This window comes from Vibrio pomeroyi (assembly GCF_024347595.1).
GTDB classification, from domain to species: Bacteria; Pseudomonadota; Gammaproteobacteria; order Enterobacterales; family Vibrionaceae; genus Vibrio; species Vibrio pomeroyi.
Map to the genome: position 1 here is coordinate 130,400 of NZ_AP025507.1, position 23,761 is coordinate 154,160.

General features: G+C 45.8%; 19 protein-coding genes. 16 read left to right on the plus strand and 3 right to left on the minus strand.

From position 1 onward, the window contains the following. Positions 1 to 4: 4 nt before the first annotated feature. Positions 5 to 925: a LysR family transcriptional regulator gene (locus OCV12_RS16795; protein ID WP_261886609.1), complete on the minus strand. Its 921-nt coding sequence runs from the start codon at positions 923 to 925 to the stop codon at positions 5 to 7. Positions 926 to 1,340: 415 nt separating this feature from the next. On the opposite strand from OCV12_RS16795, the gene OCV12_RS16800 reads away from it, so the two are divergent. From OCV12_RS16800 to OCV12_RS16810, 3 genes are all read left to right on the plus strand, one after another. Beyond that, positions 1,341 to 2,258, plus strand: a complete 918-nt coding sequence (locus OCV12_RS16800) for a DMT family transporter (RefSeq protein ID WP_261886610.1) — start codon at positions 1,341 to 1,343, stop codon at positions 2,256 to 2,258. Between the two features lie 230 nt (positions 2,259 to 2,488). Next, positions 2,489 to 3,331 (plus strand): helix-turn-helix domain-containing protein, encoded by an 843-nt coding sequence (locus OCV12_RS16805; protein ID WP_261886611.1) that lies wholly within the window; start codon positions 2,489 to 2,491, stop codon positions 3,329 to 3,331. Between the two features lie 101 nt (positions 3,332 to 3,432). After that, complete coding sequence (locus tag OCV12_RS16810) at positions 3,433 to 4,779, plus strand: MATE family efflux transporter (RefSeq protein ID WP_261886612.1); 1,347 nt, start codon at positions 3,433 to 3,435, stop codon at positions 4,777 to 4,779. An 87-nt stretch (positions 4,780 to 4,866) separates the two neighbouring features. On the opposite strand, the gene OCV12_RS16815 is transcribed toward OCV12_RS16810, so the two are convergent. Continuing rightward, complete coding sequence (locus OCV12_RS16815; RefSeq protein WP_261886613.1) at positions 4,867 to 6,048, minus strand: MFS transporter; 1,182 nt, start codon at positions 6,046 to 6,048, stop codon at positions 4,867 to 4,869. Between the two features lie 218 nt (positions 6,049 to 6,266). Then, entirely contained in the window at positions 6,267 to 8,252 is a 1,986-nt protein-coding gene (locus OCV12_RS16820) for a hypothetical protein (RefSeq protein ID WP_261887137.1), read from the minus strand. Between the two features lie 242 nt (positions 8,253 to 8,494). On the opposite strand from OCV12_RS16820, the gene OCV12_RS16825 reads away from it, so the two are divergent. From OCV12_RS16825 to OCV12_RS16885, 13 genes are all read left to right on the plus strand, one after another. Beyond that, entirely contained in the window at positions 8,495 to 13,351 is a 4,857-nt protein-coding gene (locus OCV12_RS16825; RefSeq protein WP_261886614.1) for a DUF1566 domain-containing protein, read from the plus strand. A 71-nt stretch (positions 13,352 to 13,422) separates the two neighbouring features. Then, positions 13,423 to 13,602: a Flp family type IVb pilin gene (locus tag OCV12_RS16830; RefSeq protein ID WP_017631077.1), complete on the plus strand. Its 180-nt coding sequence runs from the start codon at positions 13,423 to 13,425 to the stop codon at positions 13,600 to 13,602. 30 nt (positions 13,603 to 13,632) lie between these two features. Continuing rightward, entirely contained in the window at positions 13,633 to 14,514 is an 882-nt protein-coding gene (gene cpaB, locus OCV12_RS16835; RefSeq protein WP_261886615.1) for a Flp pilus assembly protein CpaB, read from the plus strand. Beyond that, positions 14,507 to 15,904, plus strand: a complete 1,398-nt coding sequence (locus OCV12_RS16840; RefSeq protein ID WP_261886616.1) for a type II and III secretion system protein family protein — start codon at positions 14,507 to 14,509, stop codon at positions 15,902 to 15,904. Before cpaB ends, OCV12_RS16840 begins: the two co-directional genes overlap by 8 nt. Positions 15,905 to 15,911: 7 nt before the next feature. Beyond that, entirely contained in the window at positions 15,912 to 16,535 is a 624-nt protein-coding gene (locus tag OCV12_RS16845; protein WP_261886617.1) for a CpaD family pilus assembly protein, read from the plus strand. Next, positions 16,532 to 17,692: an AAA family ATPase gene (locus OCV12_RS16850; protein ID WP_261886618.1), complete on the plus strand. Its 1,161-nt coding sequence runs from the start codon at positions 16,532 to 16,534 to the stop codon at positions 17,690 to 17,692. The genes OCV12_RS16845 and OCV12_RS16850 overlap by 4 nt, the downstream gene beginning before the upstream one ends. Next, the gene (locus OCV12_RS16855) at positions 17,692 to 19,038 is read left to right on the plus strand and encodes a CpaF family protein (protein ID WP_261886619.1); all 1,347 of its coding nucleotides are present in this window, start codon (positions 17,692 to 17,694) and stop codon (positions 19,036 to 19,038) included. Before OCV12_RS16850 ends, OCV12_RS16855 begins: the two co-directional genes overlap by 1 nt. Next, positions 19,035 to 19,949 carry a type II secretion system F family protein gene (locus tag OCV12_RS16860; RefSeq protein ID WP_261886620.1) on the plus strand — a complete coding sequence of 305 codons (915 nt, stop codon included), beginning with the start codon at positions 19,035 to 19,037 and terminating at the stop codon, positions 19,947 to 19,949. The genes OCV12_RS16855 and OCV12_RS16860 overlap by 4 nt, the downstream gene beginning before the upstream one ends. Next, entirely contained in the window at positions 19,946 to 20,797 is an 852-nt protein-coding gene (locus OCV12_RS16865; RefSeq protein ID WP_261886621.1) for a type II secretion system F family protein, read from the plus strand. The genes OCV12_RS16860 and OCV12_RS16865 overlap by 4 nt, the downstream gene beginning before the upstream one ends. Next, complete coding sequence (locus OCV12_RS16870) at positions 20,794 to 21,534, plus strand: tetratricopeptide repeat protein (protein WP_261886622.1); 741 nt, start codon at positions 20,794 to 20,796, stop codon at positions 21,532 to 21,534. The genes OCV12_RS16865 and OCV12_RS16870 overlap by 4 nt, the downstream gene beginning before the upstream one ends. Continuing rightward, positions 21,534 to 21,983 (plus strand): TadE/TadG family type IV pilus assembly protein, encoded by a 450-nt coding sequence (locus tag OCV12_RS16875; protein WP_261886623.1) that lies wholly within the window; start codon positions 21,534 to 21,536, stop codon positions 21,981 to 21,983. Before OCV12_RS16870 ends, OCV12_RS16875 begins: the two co-directional genes overlap by 1 nt. Continuing rightward, on the plus strand, positions 21,970 to 22,530 hold the full coding sequence (tadF, locus tag OCV12_RS16880; protein WP_017631087.1) for a tight adherence pilus pseudopilin TadF: 561 nt from the start codon (positions 21,970 to 21,972) through the stop codon (positions 22,528 to 22,530). The genes OCV12_RS16875 and tadF overlap by 14 nt, the downstream gene beginning before the upstream one ends. After that, the gene (locus OCV12_RS16885) at positions 22,523 to 23,746 is read left to right on the plus strand and encodes a vWA domain-containing protein (protein WP_176678939.1); all 1,224 of its coding nucleotides are present in this window, start codon (positions 22,523 to 22,525) and stop codon (positions 23,744 to 23,746) included. Before tadF ends, OCV12_RS16885 begins: the two co-directional genes overlap by 8 nt. The last annotated feature ends 15 nt before the right edge of the window (positions 23,747 to 23,761 follow it).

Genomic DNA, 23,761 nt, shown 5'->3' on the forward strand with positions numbered 1-23,761 from the left:
GTTGTCATCTATATGAACAACTGCTCTCTAGGCTCTCACTCAAGATCTGCTCAATCCGTTTGACTATTGGGTGCTGATAACAAGCACGGTGATACTGAATACCAACATCAAAAGTCACCGCTTCGCCATTGAATAGCACAGGACGTTTACTGAGCCCACTTGGGATAGAAGCCAAATCCATATCAAAGCCAACGTACACATACTGGCTCACCTGCACACATTCCAACGCGGAGGAGACCGATGCCACAGTCAGCTTCTGCTGCAATACCAAGCCTGTGCGCTTTTTTAGGCGCTCGTAGTAGGAGTTCGCATCCAATGACCCCATCGAAACACGCACCGTATCAAAGCTCTCTAACTGGTTGAGGTCGATGGTCTCATTTTTGGCTAGAGGATGTGTATCGGCCACATAAGCAAACAATTCTAACGACCCCATTTTTCGCTCAACAATGCGATCATTGAGTTCATTTGGATAGCCTGAAACACCAATCGCCAAGGTGCCCGCTTTGGGAAATTCAACGCCATCTAACGACCAATCCATCATCGATATTTTGGGCTTTGACTCCTCATTGGTAAGACCTTGCAACAGAGGAACCGTAAACAGTGTGCTCAATGGATTCGCAGCATGAAAAACATACTCAATATTCGAATCGGTACCAATAAACGACTGCGATATTTGCTGCGCTTGCTCTAGCTTTTCTAGCGGCTCTTTCACCACCTGCATTAGTTGAGTGGTGAACAGGGTCGGCGCATAAACACCTTTGGTTGCAATGAATAACTCATTAGCAAACAAGTCTCGACAATCCGAAAGGTGACGATTAAACGTTGCACGGCTTATATCCAGAATATGGCATACCTTCGCCTGAGACTGTTGCTCATAAAGCAAATCCAAAAATCGATACAAATTTAAGTCGATTGTGTTTTTCAAATGCCCTACCTCATTTCCATGCTTTGCCGTTCTTAGTTCAGTATGAACATGAACCAAATAAACCTTCAACACTCTATGCTATAAGTTTGTTGTCAGTAGCGTTTTTTACGGACGTTATCTAAACACCACTGCCCACAAGACTCCGAAATCGAGAAAACCTGTCAATTATCTTACGTTGCGGAATCATACATCTACTCGTCAAAATTAGACCTTACAAAGAATAATGCCTTTATCTTAATCTCTTTTTGTGAAAATTATTTACCCTGAAAGATTATATTAGAGATTTAATTTCTCCATTTCATTTCAATTAGAGACAAAAAGGCAAAATTTTTCTCCTGTGACCTACTTATACTGTGCCACGTCATTAAGGCGCTACAAGCCTATGATTTAAAATAATTATTAATGAGTAGTCACCATGAATTCGAAGTCGCTAACTATCTTGCTTTTTGTCTCTGTTTGCTTAATTTGGGGAACCACTTGGTTCGCTATGGAAGTGGCATTGCATTCTATCCCACCTATTTTTGCCACTGCATTACGCTTTTTACTGGCCGCACCGTTGCTTGCGGTATTGGCGAAAGTGTTCAACCAACCTCTGCTTTTTCCTAAGGGTAAACGTCAATGGCTGCTGATTGTGGCACTGATGTATTTTGCTATTCCGTTCACTTTGATGATCTACGGTGAGCAATACATCTCTTCTGGTTTGGCGTCGATCATCTTCGCCAACATGCCAGTCGCGGTGATGCTGATGTCGGGGTTGTTCCTTGGCCTGCGCTTAGCTAAGCATCAAATATTCGGCCTGATTACTGCTGTTGTGAGCCTGTGTTTAATCCTTGGTAACGAAATGCAGATGGGTGGCGATGACTACCTTATCGGTACGGTTTGCTTAGGTCTTGCGGTTGCTATTCACGCGGTGATGTATGTGTTGGTACAAAAGCACTGTAAAGGTATCGAAGTACTGACCTACAACGCTGTTCCGAGCTTAATTGCTTCTCTATTCTTATTTGCGGTTTCGGCAGCAGGCGAAAACGTGAATGTTGAATCTTTCACTTGGGATTCAATCTCAGCGGTCGTGTACCTAGGCTTTGTAGCGAGTGTCGGCGGCATTGTGGCTTACTTCAAATTAGGTCAAGTTTCGACGCCGTTCCAAGCATCTATTTGTTTTCTAATCTTCCCAGTGGTGGCGCTACTGATCTCTTGCTACATCAATGGTGAAGTTCTATCTGAACAATCACTGGTTATGATGATTCCGCTGCTTTGTGGCATCTTGTTGACCAAGGCACCTAAGGGCATCTTCAAGCTACGTTCTTCGCTGAAAACAGCGAGCAGCAACTAAGCTCTGTGTTAGTTCCCCCTAGAAGCTTGCAATGAGCTTCTAGGGGTTTAATCGTTATGCATAGTTAAACTTCCGCCTCACTCCCTCTGTACATGCTCTAGCCTGTTTCGTCACTCATAGCTAATCACACCAAGTAAATGACTTAAAAGTCACTATCGACTACATTAGAGTCAGCTGAGCAGCGACTGTTACCGTTATCTACACAGCACTCACTCCAACAAAGGAATGTCATGAGAACTCCCATTAAACACGTTCGTCTAATCAAAGGTCAGCCCTGTCGCGCTGCTGAGCTATCTAACAGTGATGATACGTTCTTAGAACCACACAGACATGAGTATTGGGAGTTGGTGTGGTGCGTGGATAACCATGGCAGTCAGAGTATTGATTTCGTTGACTACGACAACAAAGTCGGACGTATTTTTACCATTGCTCCGGGTCAGGTTCACCGCTCTGAACTGGTGGGAGAAAATGCTCGTTTACTGGTATTTACCCCAGGTTTTGTCAAAACCAATCATCGCAACACACAGCTGGTCGATACCGTTTTTGCCATGCATCAAAGTCGACCGCCTTATTTGGACTGCAACGAAGAAGGCAACCACTACTTGCTGCCTATTTTCACCATGATCAAAGAAGAGTGTGAGCGAGAGGACAGCGACTGGGATTTAGTGGAGTCGCTCGTTAATAGCTTTTTACGCTATATATTGCGCTTCGCAACCCAATCCTCGTTGAAAGGCGAAGTGCGTGACAGCCGAGTAAACAAGGTTGTCGATTTGATTGAGCAACACTACACCACCCACAAACATTGCGACTTTTATGCGCAAGCGCTGTCGATAACCAACAAACGCATCAACGAAATCGTCAAGGCTGACAAAGGCAAAACCGTTACCCAGCTAATTCACGACCGAATCATCTTAGAAGCGAATCGAGAATTGATATTTTCCACCAAGACCATCAAAACCATCGCGTTTGGACTCGGCTTCGAAGATCCTGCCTATTTCAGCCGTTTTTATCGTGGGCAGATGAACGAATCCCCCGCAGAGTTTCGAGCTCGATGTGCAGATAGTGCAACATAACACGCAGATAATCCCTTTTTAGAATCCAGTTAAGTTCCGATAATGCTCCCTCTTTATTATATCCACTTTGGTTACATCCAATTTGTTGGGAGCTTGCTCAAATGGCCATCAACCTAAAAACCGATCCAATTTCTAAATCCTTTTATCAGTACCTTTGGCCTGCGCTAACCGGCATGGTGATCAAGTCTCTTTTCATCATGGGAGACGCTTGGTTCGTGGGGCATGGTGTTGGCCCAGACGGGCTCGGTGCTATCGCGTTAACCATCCCTGCTTTCTCTATATTTACTGCCATCGCAATGATGGTAGGTATTGGTGGCGCTGCACTTATGTCGATCGAAGTCGGCAAAGGTAATGTGTCTTCAGGACAAACTCTGTTTAGCCAATCCATGCTGGTTACTGCTCTGTTTAGCACCGTAACAGTCACTGCTGCTTTGTTTTGGTTGGATGAAATGGTGGTGTTGATGGGCGCGACGGGTTACATGGCTGAACTTGCTCACGATTACCTATCCGTCATGTTGCCATTCTTTGTGTTGTATTCATTGGCATGGGTCATGTCGTGTTTTGTGCGTAACGATACCAACCCGAAACTGGCGACGTATGCTATGTCGATCGGCGCTGTGGTTAACCTTGTATTGGACTACTTCTTCGTCTTGGATTTTGGTTGGGGCATGAAAGGGGCAGCCTACGGCACAGCCATCTCACAAGTCGTGATCGCCTGCATTTTATTGAGCCACTTCGTACGTAAACAAGGTACCTTAGAGCTGAGCTTAAAAGGGATTGGTTTCAATAAAGTACCAAGTATCCTCAAGATCGGTACCCCGACCTTCTTCATCGAAGTGACGGCGGCAATGACCATTTTGTTGTTCAACTATGTGTTACTTCATCAATTCGGTGAGAACCACATTATTGCTTACGGCTTAACAGCAAATGTAGGTGTATTTGCCCTATTTGTGATGGTCGGAATCGCACAAGCTTGCCAGCCAATTATCAGCTTTAATCATGGTGCAAGCCAGCCTAAACGTGTCGATGAAATCTTCCGCCTTGGGCTAAAAAGTGCGGTAGGCAGTGCCTTAGTCTTTATGATTTTGGTGTATCTGTTTGCACCGAAAATCGCTGCCTTTTATTTGGGTGCCTCAAGTGACTTGATTGGACTATCAGCAACAGCGTTAACCTTCTTCTTCTTTGCAGTACCACTGATGGGAGTCAACTTGGTGATCGCCAACCTGTTTCAGGCAACGGCTAAACCTAAGCAAGCAACACTGATATCTCTCGGACGAGGCTTTGTATTCGTTGCATTAGGCATCATCATTTTGCCAAAGCTGTTCCCAGAACAAGGAATTTGGGCGAGCATCTTATTTGCAGAAACTGTCACTGCGATATTCAGCCTAAGCATGCTGCGAGCCTACAAGAAGCGTTTCTCGGGTTCGTTAGAAGAGCAAGCAGCTTAGAGCGTTACACTTTTGGCTAGCACATACAAAAAAGCTCCAATATCGCTATTGGAGCTTTTTTGTTTATCTCGCCAGAGTTATCGCAGTCTAGCGCCAGCTAAACACTCGTACTTCGTTGCCCTCTTCAGGCTTCTTCGGAATGTTTAAAGATAGCGCCAAAGAAACCGCCGCCATCGCCGCACCAATATAGAAAACCGTTGCAGGAGAGGATAACCAAATCACACCAAACGCGACAGGAATAACAACCGCCGCGATATGGTTGATGGTGAAAGAGACACCTGCGGTTGATGCCATGTCTGCTGGATCTGCAATTTTTTGGAAGTAGGTTTTAATCGCTAACGCCAAAGCAAAGAACAGATGATCGACCACGTACAGCGCAGCCGCCCACTCAGCACTTTGCACCAAGCCATAACCAACAAACACACCGATCAAACCAACATATTCGAAGATCAACGCCTTGCGCTCACCAACTACACCAATGAATCGTCCAATACGTTTCGCGAACAAGAAGTTAAATAGGTAATTCACTAAGAACAGTAACGTGACATCTGCAGCAGAGTAACCGAATTTCTCTACCATCAAGAAGCCTGCAAACACGGTGAAGATCTGTCTTCTCGCGCCACTCATAAACGTCAGCGCGTAGTAGAGCCAGTAACGCTTCCTTAGCACCAATTTCTTATTTTGTTGGGTCTTGGTTTGAAACTCAGGGAAACCAAAGGTCATCACCAACACCAGAACGAAGCCGATGCCTCCGGTAATGCCATATACCCAAGCGAAATCGAGTTTTAGCTGTTCTAACATCACCCAAATAGATCCATAGGTGAGAAGAGAGGCAAGTGCACCCACCGAGATCATTTTGCCTAGCATCTCTGGCGCTTCTTCTTTGCTTAGCCATTGCAGTGACAAAGATTGCTTCAGCGTTTCAAAATAGTGGAAACCCGTCGACATCAAAATAGTGGTAAGCAAAAGGCCTGTCAGTGAAGGGAATAAACCGGTAATCGCCGTGCCCACGGTCAGCATCGCTAGCGATATCAACATGAAGCGTTGCTCACGGATGAAAGCTAAAACAAACACCACAGTAAACGCTAAGAAGCCGGGTATCTCACGAACACTTTGCAGCAAGCCTATATCAGCACCGTCAAAGTTCGCTTTCTCTATCACGAAATTATTAAGCAGAGCCATCCAGCTCGAAAACGCGATAGGTACAACAATCGAAATCAGTAATAAAAAGTTTTGCGGCGTTTTCCAGCTCGCAGGTGATGCTCTCATAGCAGCCAAATCCTAAATCATAATCCAGTATCATACTCCGCTTTTATGGTGATTAACAAACGATTAACTTTTGTTTTCTCATGTTCATAGAACCCAAAAATGCATATGACAAGAAGGTATAAACAGGAGAAATGAGTGGTTATGTGTAGAGAGAAGGATGCAATGAAAAAGGAGGAATAAGAAGGGAGAAACTCTCCCTTCATCAAGGTAATTAACCGTTAAAGACCTTTATAGAAAGTTAACCACTCTCCACGCTCTAAACCGCTCACATGTACCCCAGAGATACCACTAGAGGTCGTTGCGTTCGTCGGCAAGAATGACAGGTTTACGTTTTTAAATTGATCGGAGATTTCACTTTCCGTGCCCGTTTGAGAAAGAATGTAACCCAAGTTCGTTGAGCTCCAACTAGAGTTACCGCTGTCTTCCCACTTTTTGAGGAGTTCTTTTGTCACCAATTGGCTACCAACCTTGAGGGCTGGGCCGCTGATATTGCGGAACTGATAATAGTCAGCGCCTGAAGACGTTAAAGCGATTACCTTCTCAGACAACACATATAAAGATTTGATGCCATTGCTACTCAACGACTCTTTGGCCAATAAGGTTCTCGTCTGGTTATCTACGATATAAAGAGAGTTTGCGGTTGTAATAGCACTGGTTTTTCCATCACGAGATGTCGCTATCTTGCTAATTTCAGCATCAACGATCAGCTCCCCAAGTACGGTTTGTTGTATTGAATTAGACACCCACTCAACCTTATTGCTATCCAGCCCCAACAGTATCTGCTGGTTCACGACAATATTGGCTGTTTTGAGGTTCAACTTATCAATGGTCATCTTAGTAGAAAGGTTCGAAGTATCGATAATTTCTGCGGCTAAATTGCTGTTTGAGAAGTAGTTTTTATAGACAATCACGGCTTCACTTTCGTCATAAGATGGCATGACTTGCGGCGAAGAAGCTTTCAACGCATGGCTCCAGCTTTTCATATCAAGCTTATTAGCACTTAACGATTTGAGTTCTTGCTGTGAGTATATCGAGCTTCCAGTATTTTTAATCGCCAACAACGAGCCGCTTTGTAACAGAGGGATCACTGCCGCAAAGTTATCGTTAATGCACGATTCACTCGATTTAGGCTGAACTGCAGGGTTAGGTTTTGGTATGGGCGGAAGCGTACCTCCACTACGGCTGCTGTATGTATCAATCGCAAAAGCTTTGACGCCGACATTGTTGTTATTCGAATCATTGAGACTCGTGAGGAAAACACCATTAGCGCCTTGGCTATTACAAATATCACTCGCTGTCGGTGAAACGTAAGCTGTCGGCTTGTAAACTTTGTAAGCCTGAACACCATTTAACGCTGGCACTAACTGGATTATTTCATTTGCATCTACCGTAGTTTCCCCACCGCCAGTACCACTTCCATGATCGCCATCGTGGTCATCATCATCATCATCATCATCGTCGTATGAACGAATGCTAACCAAATCAGAAGCCGTTTGAGAAGCTGGGTCACCATTGATTGTCACCGGTTTATTGCGTGACGAACTATCAATCTGCATAACCACATCGTCCGCCGTTACGAACACTATCTGGCTGTTCGCAGGATTCAACGCAATCGACTTAGCAGCATATAATTCTGGTACTGACTGAGAGCCTCTTACCACTAATGAATTTTCAATTTGCAGGTGTCTCGACACCGCTCCAGCAACATCAATCGCCGATAAATCCAGAGTTTTATGTTCGATCATCATATCTAACGCGTGAGCAATATTTGTGTAGGAAGATTGTTTACCGTCCGTTTGTGCCTTTTTCAAAGAAGTTAGCAACAAATCAGATAAATCTTTAGGTCCATAGGTAGTATCAAGCACACTGAAATTGATGCCAACATGATCCCCTAATTTACTCTGAAGTGATGCTTTTGCTTGTTCAACATCATTGCTTACGCCGGGGTTAAACATCATCTCGCTATGAATCAAAGTCGTGAAGGGTGTCACCAATTCCATGCTGGGAGAAGCGGTTAAAATTGCACCATCATATTGCCTCTGTTTAGCGTACCCAGAAACCTCTTCAAGCTGTTTTTCTTGGTCACTGCATACGCCATTCAGATCTGCATCAGCACATACTAATGAACCTTGATAGGCATAGCCTGAGGCAGGCGTTCCAACTGAGCTATTCCCGTCTGAACCTCCCCCACATCCAGCGACCATTAAGACACTAGAGATAGCTAGTGACAATTTGCATATTAAAAATTTATTGTGCATTTCTTCGACCGATTCACCTAGTTTATTATTGGATTGATAGTATTTTATTTTGCTATTAAATCACTTAACGAAATAAAAGATCAAATGATATTGATAATTACTATCATTTAAATTAATATCCTCCGCCTTTCCTATGGGTAATTTATAAATTATTTGGAGTTCAGGTGGTCAGGAATCCATACAAATTAATGAGTGTTTCACTCGTTTCCACAATGCTCATTGCTTGTGGCGGAGCAGAGTCAGATCCGAAGCTTAAACAGTCACAAACTCAGCCAAATTCTCAAAATGTTTCGGGGATAGCTTTGGATGGTTATTTACACAATGCGAAGGTTTGTTTCGACAAAAACAGCAATGCCATGTGTGACTCTGCTGATGGAGAGATTGCCACTACGGACGCCGAAGGTAGATTTCAGCTAGACGTCGACAATGATGTCACGCAATACCCAATATTGGTCGAAGCGGTTGCAGGTGTAACCATCGATATGGATTCACCGAATCAACCTATCGAATCTGGGTTTACGTTAGAAGTGCCTAACAACAATTCGGACGTAATCAGCCCCGTGACATCTCTCATTACCAGTGTGTCGAGAACCAGTGGAATCAGCTTTGATGAAGCAACTCAGCTTGTTGCCGATGACTTAGGTATCGATACACAACTGGCAGTTAGTGATTACTCAGCCTCGAATTCAACCAAAAGCCGCGAACTACACATGTTTGCGCGCGGCGTTACTCGCGTACTTCAAGAAGCACAAATAGCTTCTGTCGACGCTGGTATCGACCAAGTCAATGCTCGTAAAGGCGCAATGTACAAACTGGCCGAGCTTGACTTGGCAGAGTTTAAAACCAAGACCGATTTACTGTCTCATGGCGCATCTGGAACCGACAATGCGTTGAAACAGCTGGGTAAGGAATACCGAGATCAACTCAAAGTTTCCCAAGAAGACGTCGATGGCAATGACATCATCACTAGACCGCCAGCGCCTAAGCACGGTCAGGTCAATGACGCCTCAGACACCTTCAATTGGCAGTTTGTTCGTGGCTTCAACCAAAACACAGATTACGAATATTCATTGGATTCAGGTAAGACGTGGACAACAGTAATTCGTAAACCGATTGTTGTAGGAAAGCTAGCGTTCGAAAAAGGAGCCGTTCAAGTTCGGGTTGCCGCGTCTAACGTTCGCAATACTCCTGCCGGAAAGCCCATGCTCTCAGACAAAGCGTTTACGTTAACTACCGTGCCTGCTGCTCCAGCTTGGATTACGGTGAATAACGCAATCAATCAATTTGATTGGGCATTGGTCGATTCATTTAATGAACTGGATCTTTATGAGTATTCATTGGACAACGGTTCAAGCTGGACAAAGGCGACTGAAAAGCCACAGAACATTCAAGATCTGGATATTCCTCTTGGACACTTAAAAGTTCGTGTTGCTAAAAATGATTCTCTGGGTGACCCAACTGGCTTAAGTGCAATGTCAGAGAAGCCGATGACAGTAACACCAGCCCAACCAGCAAAACCGGTGTTGGAATTTGCTAACGACAGCACCAATCAAATCAACTGGCTTTGGGTCACAGGATACAATGCGCCATCTTTCTACGAAATTAATCTAGGTAGCGGTTGGAAGGACGTAACCTCACTGCCGTACCTGGTTGGTAATGTGTCACTTCCTGCGAACTCGATTTCGGTTCGCGTTAAGTCAAATGCACTGGATGCTCGCCCTGCAGGTGTTCCGTTGGTTATCAGCTCGGCATTCACTCGCTCAGAAAATCAGCCTGTGGCACCCACCTCACCGATTGTTGACGATGCAGAAAACACATTCGCATGGACGAACGTTGAAGGGTTCACGGGGAGTGATTCCTATGAATACTCACTGGATAGAGGCATTACTTTTACTCCTGTGACTAGCAACCCACAAGCTATCCCCGATGAAATGCTTACCAAGGGGCAAGTCTGCGTTCGAGTGAGAGCAGAATCTGATCCTCTACATGATCCTGGCGAAGCATTGTGTTCAGACAAGAGCTACTCTGTGACTCCTAGTATGCCTGCCGCACCGACATCACCAACCACCCATGATGGGTTAGATACATTTGATTGGACATTCGTAACTGGCTTTTCAGAAGCAACGGATTACGAGATCAATGTACTCAACGCAGGTTGGGCTGTGGTGACCCAAAAACCATACCAGTTAAGCGACCAAGCCTACGCTATTGGCTCGATTCAAGTGCGCGTTAAGCGAGACCCAATTACCGGTCGCCCTAGCAGCTCAGAATTGACCAACGATGTCGCGTTTACTGTTCGTCCGTCAGCGCCAATTGCCCCGACAGGTCTGGTGGTTAACGACACCGACAATACACTCGATTGGGCATACTTCGGCGATTTCACTCAGCCCGAGCACTTCGAAGTCACACTCGACTCCGGTTCAACTTGGACAAAAGTCACCACAAAACCTGTTGTGATTGGTAATGTCGACAAGAGTATCGGTGAAGTGCAATTACGAGTAAGTGCAAACCCTAACAATGGTATGCCTCACGGTGAGTCAGCATTAACAACACAAGCCTTCACCAAAGTGTTTGAGATTCCAGCACCAACATCGCCTGAGATTACCAACACTTTCACAGGCTCAAACCCAATCAAGACCAATGGTTTTGAGTGGGACTACTTAACTGCCAACGTTGATGGTCAATCTGTTCGCTTTGATGAAGCCGAACACTATGAGTTCACCAACGACAAAGGCCTGACCTGGCAACCTGTTGTTTCGATTCCTCAATTTATTGGCCCAGAAGCGTACGACAAAGCCAATGTCGGTGTTCGACTAAAAGAGAATGCGAAACAAGGTGTATCAAACTCAATTAGTGACACCCTTTGGGCTACAGCGGCGAGTAGTCGCTTCACGGCATTAAAATTCGTACCGATGAAAACCCGTTCGCAGGCCGCTGGTTTTAATTACGGTGGATCATGGAATACCTACTCCCTCAATTGTATTGCTGAATACGATGATAAAGGACAAGGGGAACCGACGTTCTGGGCGGAACGATTCTCTTCAGAAATAGATACTGTATTCGATAAAGTCACACAACTGGATGATTGTGGTATTGCGGGTTGGACACTTCCAGACACCAGTGAAGTATTCACGTTGTCGCAGAGAGATCCTGCAACACTGCCATCAAATCTAAGAAGTGGTTACTTGGTATCGAATAAGTCAGTGAATGTATTAGCGGATAAAAATGGCGTCGCTGTCACTATCAACAAAGGCCAAGAATCTGTTGAGCAATATTACAGTAAATACGCATACGCTAAATGGCAATTGCCATCAGGTGCAGAGTTACTCACTGGTGTAGATAGCGCGACGACTGAAATAACCGCCTTTTTGAGTACACAAGATACGAAGATTAACGCTACGGAGCTTTATTTAGAAAGCTGGCTAATAGCCAACCAATCTAAGAGTAAAGGTTACGCTGCATTAGAAACCGAAGCTCAAGCTAAAGTAGTAGAACTGCAAGCTTTGACCCAACCATGGGCAGATGATCTTAAGAATACGAAGCTAAAGCTAAAAGCTCTTGAGTTTCAGGCATCTGTCGCTCAAAGCCGAACCGATACAGAAAGCCTTGAATTCATTACCAAAGTGAAAGCATACAAGGAACAGGTCGCTCAATTAGAGCAAAACACAGTTGCGTTAAGCGCATTAGTATCTGGTTCTGAATTTGCTCAAAAATTGGCGTTCTTGCAACAGAAATCCGTCGCCCTAACCAACGCAACCAACACACTCAGTTCAGCCTCACTCGCTAAAGATATTCACCAAGCAAGTTTAGACCTGTACAACGCGATTTCAGATTTGGAACACCAATATGGCTTGGTTAATACGTTCGTAAACGAGCTGAATACCTCGACACAATTGATGGGCTCAGAGTTTGACACTCTTGCCGCTCTGTTCCAGAAGTTTATCAGTGAGATGAACACCACAGCCCAAGCCCACAATCTAGTGCAATCAAAAGTGTTGGCAAAAGACGGACTAAAGCTGGCAAAGGACAATGGCTATAGTGTCTCGCAAGCAGACGCAACCATAATCAGCCGCTTCGCTAAATTGGATGAGCTAGGTAACTACCTACCGAAAAGCACCACCTACCAACAAGGTTGGCGCTGTGTTGAAGACACCCAAATAGCGGGCAAACGCCGCGTGTGGACACTGCTTAAAGACGGCCGACCAAATGGTGCTGACGATCTCGCTTATGACGCTTCGGCATCAGGTGTAGCGAGTGTCTTGGGCAGTAATGGTCTGCTAGAGAGTACTAACAACGCTAACTTATGTGGCTTCAATGATTGGAAGGTACCAGGGCTATCTCAGCTGTTATCACTACAGACTAAAGCTATTTCTAGTTCAAACTCGACCATAACGATCGATACAGATGCATTCCCTCATCACCGAGGGTTGGATCCGGAGTATGACAAGTCTAGCTATTACGGTGGCGTGACCTTTTACTACTGGTCGAATCAAGCAAAGGACACTAAGCAATACGTAACAAACTACAGCTCTGAACGCAGCTACCAAGATGTACGTAGTTCGAAAATCGACGGTACTGAAGATGCTGTCATCTTAGGACGTCTTGTCAGAGAAAAAGCGACCACATACCAGTACCTAGATATGCAAGGGAACGTCGTGGCCGATCGCCAAAATGCCATTTGCGTACAAGACACTGACAGTAACCTTGTTTGGCAACTGTTTACCAACGGAGACACTAGCCGTTTCAAGAAGTACGTAGAGGTAACGCCGTTAATTTCAACACGAAATACACAAACAGTATGTGGCAAGGCGAGTTGGCGCTACCCATCGAAAGCAGAGCTATACGGGTTGCTACCGATCAATGCGGATGTCTTTAAATTTAACGAAGTGACTGGTGGAGGTTATTCCAACCATAGTTCCTATATCACCAACGACCCCGCTCCTTACGGTCGAGTCCTCGGATTGAATATGACAACCATGGATGAAAGCCAAGTTGGCACTCAAAGTTACGACGGCCGCTACCTATACCGACTCGTTGCCAAATAGGCACTCAAAACACCTTTATTAATGACTACAGCAGCCTCAGCTGAGGCTGCTTTCATCTAGGAAATAACAACATGTTTAACAAGAAAAAGCAGCGCGGCGCGGCCGCTATCGAATACGCAATTCTCGCGGCAGCAATGTCTGTGGTCTTGCTTAATTTTGTAGGCGGCGAAAATGGTGATCTAACCGAAGCCATTACTGGCGCTTACCAAACTGTCGTCGATCAGCTCCGCGAAGCTCAAGAATCAGAATAAGTCCGTTTACCGTAAATTAAAGGAATAGTTATGACTGCCAAGCGACTCATGTTGCTTTCGTTATTTTGCTCGGTGCTCGGATTGTCCGTTTTACTGTTGAGCCAAACCAATAGCGAGTCTGCGACCACCTCTTCTAAACACGCCGCTAAGCAAACGGTCAAAGTGCTGGTTCCAACTCGCACGATTGAGATAGGCCAAGCCTACACTCCAAACTCGTTCCGATGGAAAGAAGTTCCACAGCAAGAGTTGGAGAACTACATCGACCATGTGACGCCGGAAGATATTTCTGCCGACCACACGATGTCAGGGCTAGCACGTACCAAGTTAGTCAAAGACTCAGTGCTATCGAAGGCCGATATTACAGAACCTAAAGGTGGCTACTCGCTCTCATTGAAGTTGCAACCGGGCTATCGCGCGATTTCGGTTCCTGTCGATCAAGTCACGTCTAATTCAGGCTTCATTGAACCGGGCGACCGAGTGGATATTCTCCTACTCGGTTCACAAGATGGTGAGCTACTCCGTTACGGCAATTCATCTCAAGGATTGTACGTTACAACGATAGTGCATGATGCAAGAGTCTTGGCATTTAATAACAAGCAAACGGCAGAATCTTATCAAAAGGCTCGGGAATCGAATGGTTTCGAAAATGGTATCCCTGACAACAGCAGTGTCTCTTTAGAAGTGACACCCGAGCAAGCAAACCAAGTGGTACTTGCGAAACAATTAGGAAAGTTAACGCTTGTATTGCGTGGGCAAAACGAGGCTCAAGATCAACCTCAACACGCAAATGCAGTGACGCTGAAAGTCATTTCTCCAGACACAACTCAGGTATTACCTGACGTGGGATTGGTGGAATTTAGAGCCGACAATAAAACGGTTAAAACTAATACTGGAGCTGATAACAATGGCTAATATCTGTCGTTGGTGGGGTGTTCTCCTGCTCTCAAGCCTATGTGTCTCTTTTGCATCTGCAGCATCAACATTTGATGTGACGATCAATGAGGCAAGAATGATTCACTTACCAGAAAAAGCGAAATCCATTTTCATCTCGAGCACCCATATCGCTGATTACCAAACCTTGACCAATACTAAGGTGATGATATTCGGTAAGCGAGCGGGCAGCGCTACGATCACCGTTTTAAATGAACAAGAACGCGTGATTTATACCAACAAGATTCGCGTCACGCATAATAGCCGTGAGTTCAATGAACTGGTTAAAAACAAGTTCCCAGAAGCGTCAGTCAACGCGGAATCTCTGGGCGGAAAGTTATGGCTTAAAGGTCGTGTTCCCTCTCCTATGATGGCACACAATATCGTAGCGCTAGCGAAGGGCTACTTATCCCCTATTGTCGGTTCTACCCAACAACAAGAGAGCTCGAATTCACAGGGAAACAGTAACAACAGCAATAATTCGACCAACCAAAACCAGCAGACTCAACCCAATGATGATGAGCTGATCAATCAGTTAGTTGTGACCATGCCAAATCAGGTCAACATTCGTGTGAAGATCGCAGAAGTCTCAAGAAATGTGTCCAACAAGTTGGGAGTGAAATGGGGCTCGATCGCAGATGGTGTGGGGCAATTTTCATTTTCAAAGCTGCCTAATGTCAGTAGCTGGGGCAAGCCGAGCATTACTGCTCTGATTGATGCACTTGCAACCAATGGGATGATGTCTGTACTTGCAGAGCCTAACTTGACCGCAATGTCAGGCGAAGATGCTGAGTTCTTGGTGGGTGGACAAGTTCCCTTACCATTGATTACTGCTGATACCACTCAAATCGAATACAAGGATTTCGGTGTAAAACTGAACTTCACCCCAACCGTACTCAGCCAAAACCGTATTAGTTTGAAGGTGAACCCTGAGGTCAGCAACGTCTCAATCGAAAGCCAACTAGTCATACACGGGACTAACTTCCCATCGTTTACGACTCGTAGTGCGTCCACCACCATTGAATTGGCCAGTGGGCAGAGCTTTGCGTTGGGTGGGTTATTGAAATCGGAAGACATCGAACAACTGCAGAAAGTCCCATTGATTGGCGAGGTTCCCGTTCTAGGTTCACTATTCCGTTCAAGTGAGTTCACTCGCAGAGAAACTGAGCTAATCATCATAGTAACCGCGTATCTGGTGCAACCGACGCGTTCAGATTCGATGCCACTACCAACCGATGGATTAATCCCGTTGAGCGATGTTGAACGATTACTGGCATGGCCAAGTAATCAACAAAAAGCATCAAATAATAAAGCGACTTACACCGACAACCAGAAGCCTCGCTTACTGGGTGATAACGGGTTCTATTACTGAGGCCATCATGAATAAATTATCCTTATTGCTCCCTGCCCTATTTGTGTTTGCGGGATGTGCGCCAACGCTTACACCACAGCAACCTTCTGTCGATGTCGTGTCCGTGACAAACAAACTGACTTTAACACTGTCGGGCAAAACGTTGTCGGCTCAAGAACAAGCAGACATCTCTGACTTTATTGTTCGTCGAGGCACGCTGTCCAACTTAATGGTCAAGATCGAAAATACGACTCCGAAAGGTGAAAGCCAACTAGAGAAAGTAAGGCTTCACCTTATCGAATCAGGTCTCTACCCTGCGCAAATTTCAGTGTCAGACGAAGTAACAGAAGGTAAAGGCGACATCACAATTTTAGTGGAATCTTACCGTGCGAAAGTCCCTGAATGTGACGCAGGGAAAACGCCAAGAACCACACTCAACGCTTATCGCACTCAGCGCAACTTTGGTTGTGCGAATACGAGCGCACTTGCACAAATGGTCGCGAATCCAAAAGACCTGATTGTTGGTCAACCCATCGACAGCGCACAAGGACAAAAAGCGGTGTCCAGCATCGACAATTACTTTGCGCCACCAGCACAAAACCAACAGACCAACTCTGGTTCTTCGAATACCACATTAGGAGGCTCGCAATGAATCAAGTACATAACTTAGCGGTACTCATCGCGGCATCGGAGCAACTCGATACATTAGCTCTCACATACACATTAAATGACTGTGGTATCAACAACATCACGACCTCTTCGATTCAAGAAGATGACATAGTGAGACAGGTACTCAAGAACGACATTAAAACCCTATTCCTCGATGTTCTGAATTGGGATCTGTCAGAGTCGAAACAGGTTGTGCAACGTTTGATCAAACGTACTGGGTGCCAAGTTATCGCGATTGGGCATTCAACCGAAATTCTTGCATACCGTGGAATGCTCGCCTCAGGTGCCAGTGACTACTTAGTCAATCCTGTGACATCACAAGATCTTGAACATATCTCGTTTGCTGCTTTGCAACTCAATAGCAAACAACGCCATGAAAAAGTCATTTCTATTGTCAGTGCGAAAGGGGGTTCAGGAAGCAGCACCATTACCGCGACGCTATCTCAGCAGCTTGCCGAACTCGGTAAACGAGTGACTTGTATGGATCTCGATTTCTCGATGGGCGATTTGGATCTGCTACTCAATGTTGAAGGCAACACGGCGTTGGTTGAGCTTTTACAGTATCCAGAAAGATTAGAACCCCTCGTGTTCGAGCGCAGCGGGATCAGTGTGTCACCCGAGCACACGCTCTTTACTGGTTATCTGCCTTTAGACACAACACCATTTTGGCCACAAAAGAGTGCATTCGATCAGTTTACAAAATTCTGCCTGCAAAGCTCAGACTACTTGTTAATCGACATTCCAACTTATTCATTGCGTGACCAGGTTGGCTTTGAAGCACTAAAAAGTGCCGACATCCGAATAATTGTGGTGGAACCTACGCTCAGCTCGATCCGCAATGCAGGTCAGATAATTAAACGACTTCAAAACCAAGCAGACTCACAAACGATTGTGGTGCTGAACCATTGTAAATCCGATTCTGCATCCCTGATTTCAGCCCATGATGTGAAGAAATCACTCGGAACATCGGTAGATGTCGAGATTCCATTTTTACCAAACCATTTCTTGAGCAAATCATCGCTTGGTCAACCGGCCCATAAAGGCAACCGGAAAGTGAAACTCGCCTTTAACTCTCTACTTGAATTGGTCACTGGTGAGCCGCAGCAAGGCAGCCGCCGTTTTTGGAAGCGAGGCGCATAATGTTTGGTCAGAACACGCAAACCATTGATCCGATTGAAGTGAATAGCTCTCTATCGCATAAATCCATGACATCAACACCTTCAGTTCGTGAGCATTATCATGTGATTCATGAAGAAGTGATTAAGGCGATCGACCCATCGGTTGTAGTGAGCTTAAGTGCGTCCGATCTTGAAGCTAGAATTGCCGAAATGGTGTCAGATATCGTGATCTCTAAGCAGCTACCGCTTGGTCACAAAGACGTCGCTCATTCGGTGGAACAACTGCTCAATGAGTTTCTCGGTTTAGGCCCACTGCAGCCCTTGCTTGAAGACCAAGGCATTACCGACATCATGGTCAATGGTTACCGTGAAGTTTACGTAGAGCGCTCTGGGAAATTACAAAAGACAGCGGTTCAATTTCGTAACGAGGAGCAGCTACTCAACCTAGCGAGACGCATCGTCAGCAAAGTTGGGAGAAGAATCGATGAATCAAACCCGTTAGTCGATGCACGACTGGATGATGGTAGCCGTGTCAATGTGATGATCCCACCGCTGGCGCTTGATGGAACCTACATTTCCATCCGAAAATTCAACGAGAATAAGCTCACACTCAGCCAATTGGCGCAGTTTGGCGCAATGTCGAAGTCGATGATTAAGCTTATCGATATTATTGTGCGCTCCCGCCTTAATGTACTTGTCGCAGGAGGCACTGGTGCTGGTAAAACCACATTGCTCAATGCGATGTCTTTTAGCATTTCACCTCAAGAGCGCATCATTACCATTGAAGACACCGCAGAACTGCGTCTACAACAACCTCATGTTGTGCGCGCAGAAACACGCCCTGCCAATGCAGAAGGTTTAATGCCGATTACTCAGCGAGAGTTAGTACGAAATGCGTTACGTATGAGACCAGATCGCATCATTTTAGGCGAAGTTCGTGGTGATGAAGCCTTTGAAATGATGCAAGCAATGAACACTGGCCATGATGGTTCACTGTGTACATTGCACGCAAACTCGGCGACTGACGCCTTGGTACGTATGGAAAACATGCTGATGATGAGCCAAGCGACTCTACCTCTGTTCTCATTACGCCGCCAAATCGCAGACACCATCGATGTCGTTATCCAAGTCGAAAGAATGCGTGATGGCAAAAGGCGCATTGTTTCGATCACCGAGGTGCAAGGGTTGGAAGGAGAGCAATACATCACTCAAGACTTGTTCGCCTTCAAGCCATTATCGGAAGATCAACAAGGTAACCTGATTGGCGAATATAAGAGTGCTAAGTGCGTACCGAGCTTCAATGAAAAAGCTAAGTACCACCAACTCGATGCTCAACTTAGAGTCGCTATGGAGCTTGAAGCCGGATGATTCTAGTTCTCACTGTTTTCGTTTTGCTGGTCGTGATCGCGTTGTTCCGTTTGAACTCAAAGCAAGCCATTGTAAATAAGCGCTTGTTGTTAGTCAGTGGTGGTCAGCGATCACTCTCAGCAGACGTTTCAATAAAAAAAACTAACCACCAGCGAAACAACAAGCTGCACGCTTTCTTCTTACGAGTTAATGCGTTGCTGCCGGTTTGGGATAAATATTTTATTGCCTTATCAGCTGTCGGCTTCCCGGTCGCGGGTCACATGTTATTTCCCCAACTGGCAATGCATCATCAACTATTGGCCGCTGTTGGGCTTTGGTTTGTATGCGCATGTTTCTTGGTGATGTATCGCCGAAAAGTGCAGGTAGAGGAATTCGAACAAGGCATCATCAATGTGCTGGGCTTAATTTCTAGGGCTGTGGCAGCGGGGCTTTCTGTTCCACAAGCGATTGAGCAAGTTTCAGAGACACAGCCTGGGCTATTAGGGCGTGAGTTCTCTTACATTCGCGATAACTTAGCGCTTGGTTTAAGCCTTCGCCAAAGCCTCGATGATGCATGTGTTCGCCTTCCTTACAGCAGTTTCCGCTACTTCTCGGTCGCGTTAATCCTGAACCAATCAAATGGTGGCCAACTGCGCGACATTCTTCAAAGCTTAAGCCGAACCATGCATGACAACCGAGCGATGAGAAAAAAGGTCAAGAGCTTGACCTCAGAGCCTCGTATGACTGCCCTGTTTTTATCTCTACTGCCAATTGGTTTATTAGCCGCGATCGCGGTAATGGAACCAACGATGATAGATCGCTTGGTCAATACAAAATCAGGACAAGATGTATTGGTTTATGCGTTATGCAGCGTCTGCTTGGGAACCCTAGTCTTGAACTCCCTAACTCGTAACAAGAGGTTCTCGTCATGATCTATGTTGCCTTGCTTCTGTTGGGGTGTGCATTACTACTCACGCTTATCGCGCACTTATCTTCTTTCAAACGAGATGTTGTAGCCGAGCGACTGACTCGCGTATCGAGTTACTCCTCTAAATACACTGCGGCTTCAAGTAAATGGCGCTTCCAAGGTGCAAAACCACGACGCCAGAAATTGATCCTCATTGGCTGGTTGAACCCGAATGCGGAGATCTATTTTCTTGGCTTGAGACTACTGGCAATGATGACTGGCTCTATTGCTTGGTATGCCACTCGAATCCAAGTGCTTAGCATCAACTCTGCGGCCGAATGTATCGCTATCGCCATTGTGGTCGGCATCCTGTTCGATCGCCTTCTAGATTGGCGTGTGAACCAAGTCCGAATGCAAATTAGCCGCGTGATTCCTGATGCGCTCGATTTGATGGTGGTGTGTGTTGCATCAGGTCTGACACTTGAAGCCGTATTTCGCTGTGTCGGTGAAGAGATGCGTTCTATCTCTCCAGCGTTATCACGCGAATGGTTACTCACTGCGACTGAAATATCGGTTCTTGATTCACCACAAACGGCACTTTCAAACCTAGACAAGCGAGTGCAGCTTCCGGACATCAACAATATTGTGACCACCATGAATCAAGCGCTTCAATACGGTACTCCTCTCGCAGAGGCATTAAAACTGATTGCCTCTGATAGTCGTCAGTATCACTTTCTTGAGCTCGAAGAGTGGGTAGGAAAAATACCAGCGAAGATGTCATTTCCCTTGGTGATACTCATCATGATCCCTTTTGTCATCATTGTTGTTGCGCCAATCATGTTAACCCTAAAACAAACTCTGGGGGGCTTATGAACAAGATTTATCTCTTGGGTTTGGCGCTGATTCTAGTTGGCTGCCAATCAACTAGTAATGTTGAAACCGAGACCACTGAAGATATGAAAGTCGCCGAGGTGGCACTGATGAATGGCAAGCCAGAAAGTGCCATGGATCTTTATAGAAAATTGCTGGCAGCGAATCCCGATGATCCACAGCTGCTATTGCTGATGGGCTCTGCCGCGAATCAAGCCAGTCGTTATGATGAAGCTCTGCATTACCTACAGCGTGGTATCGAGCTTAACCAATCGAGTGCAATTTACCGTGAGTTAGGCCGTTCATGGCTAGCTTTGGGAGAGCTTGAACAAGCGACTTCAGCTCTTGAAGAGTCTGTTCGACTAGAAGCTTCCGATGACGTTGCTCAAAATAGCTTAGGAGTCAGTTATTCGCTCAATAAGCAGTATTCCAAAGCCAGAGAGTGTTACTCAAATGCGCTTAGCTTAATGCCTTCAAGCAACGAATACCGAAACAACCTCGCTATGGCTTGGATACTCGATGGTAAACCAGATCAAGGGATCCGAATCCTGCACCCGATCTTTGTCCGAGGCGAAGCGAGTGTAAAACTCCAACTCAACCTAGCACTGGCTTACGCTCTTTCGGGAGACAGTGATTCAGCGAAAAGTATCGCTCGCGCGCACCTATCTCAACCGGAGTACGCCAACAATAGCCTGTATTACCAAGAGCTTGCAGCTCAAGCTGATAAAGGAGCACAGTAATGCTCTCTCGTCAGAAAGGGGCGCAGAGCGTCGAGTTTGCAATGTTGGTGGTACCGTTCCTGATACTGATCATCGGTTTCTTTGAGATCTGCCGCCTGCTGTTGGTCAACATCATCCTTGATGTAGCCGTTAATGCGGGTGTTCGTGAGGCCAAGACACGGCCGATTAGTCCTATTTCAGACCAAGCTTTTGCCGAGACTATCGCAAAGTTCCCACTGATAGATAAGAGCAAGCTCGTCTTGGATCGATCGCCACTATACGCCGAAAACTTCTCAGATTTAGTCAATAACAAATCGGTTTCCAAAAGCAGAGCAGTGTTGGGAGAGTACGACGTGTCTTACTCATTTTCTTTTGCCCTGTTACCAAGCCTAACCGCCCAGTTATCTGAGCCTATCGGCAACATGACAACGTTGAAAAGAAAGGTACTGGTTAGTTATGACAACAAATAAAACACCTCGAAAAAAACAAGCGGGTTCAGCAGCGATTGAATTCCCCTTCGTTGTACTCGCACTCATGATCATTTTGTGGGGACTTGTTGCTACCTACCGCTTATTCAACCTACAGACTCAGCTCGACAACGTGGCATATAACCTAGTCAACGCCGTTTCACTAACGCAACTGAAACCAGAGCAAGGCCCAAACGGATTACCTAATACGTTAAAGGATCAGCTTCTCGATCTCGCCGAACGTTATCTTCCGCAAGACATCAAGCGCAGCGATATTGGGCTGGTACTTGAAAGCCGTGTATTTGATACCACTACTTCGAACTGGGAATACAAGAACATCCATGCCGGGATCACCTGCCAAAAGTACACACCCATCGATCAACTAGAGACACTTATCGTTGAGGGAAGCGGCGACCCTGCGTTAGTTGGAAGACCATCCACCTTGGTTCAACTCACTTTATGTGTGAATACACCGTTTGACTACAAGCGGCTCGATCTTCCTAAAACACTCTCAAGTTCATCAGTTGTGATAGGAAAGCATTATGGTTAAACCAATATTCGGCAGCATTGCGCTTAAAAAGCAGCAAGGCTCCATGACCATTTCATTCTTGGCGTTACTGTTTCCAGCGCTTTTCATCGCTGTTGGCACCCTGATGATCTCCGCACAAGTGATGGTTTCAAATCGAGCAGCGCAAGCCGCCGATTCGGCCGCATTAGCGTGTGCTTTTGCTGACACAGCCACACTCCCAATGATGCGGGCTTACCAAGAGTACTATAAGCCAACCCTAAAAGGTGTGAGTGGATTAACACCACAAAACCAAGGATCAAGCTGTCGTATTAGCCTTGGTTATTCATTGTCACCGTTACTGCCCAACTTTGAATATGAAAGCTACGCAAAAAAAGTAACAGCGACAGGTGGTGGTTATAAAGGTGTAGTTGAAAGCAAGCACTCTTCGATTCCAACAGAGCTGGTTTTAGTCCTTGATGTGTCTGGATCTATGGGTTCAAACATCCAGTCGTTGAAATCCATTTTGTCCGATGCTTTGAATACGATTCAATCTCAGAGTAGGAATGCTAACGATTTAGATTCTGTAAGCATTTCAATCGTTCCTTTCGACTCTGGAGTCGCAGCGCAGCGCCCACCTTGGATATCCAAAGAAGCCGCAGGAATCTACTGTATTGATGGGCTTAGCTATCGCAATGGCAATTTTTCTGCGGCACTGACCGTCGACAACCTAGCGACGCTGCACTCAGAACGCCCTGTGAAGTTTACACCTCCAAGCCAATGGTTAAGCGACTGTAACCAAGATTCACCAATGCTGCCATTAACCAGCGTCTTTTCTCGCGTCCAAAACTCGATAAACAACCTAACGGCGAATGGCGGCACTCGCTCTTTTCACGGTTTGTTATGGGGAGTGAGACAGCTGATCCCGAGCTGGCAACAAGCATGGGGAATCAACGTAAGTACAGTACCTGAAACCAGAAGAAAGCTGGTGCTCTTCACCGATGGTGCTGACGAGGGAGACACGTTTGACCAACTGGTTAACGCTGGGTTCTGTACTACCGCAATCAATCAATATGGCATCGAAATGAACTTCATCGGCTATGGCGTCAGCTCGTCTCGAATCGCCCAATTCGAGCGTTGCGCAGGGAATCCATCACGTGTGTTTAGTGCCACGAATACCGTCCAACTCAACGAGTATTTTTCCGACATTCTCGCCGTTGAATACTCGGCAACCATCAAACTCACTCAAGCATCTAATTAGCACTTCTTAATTAGA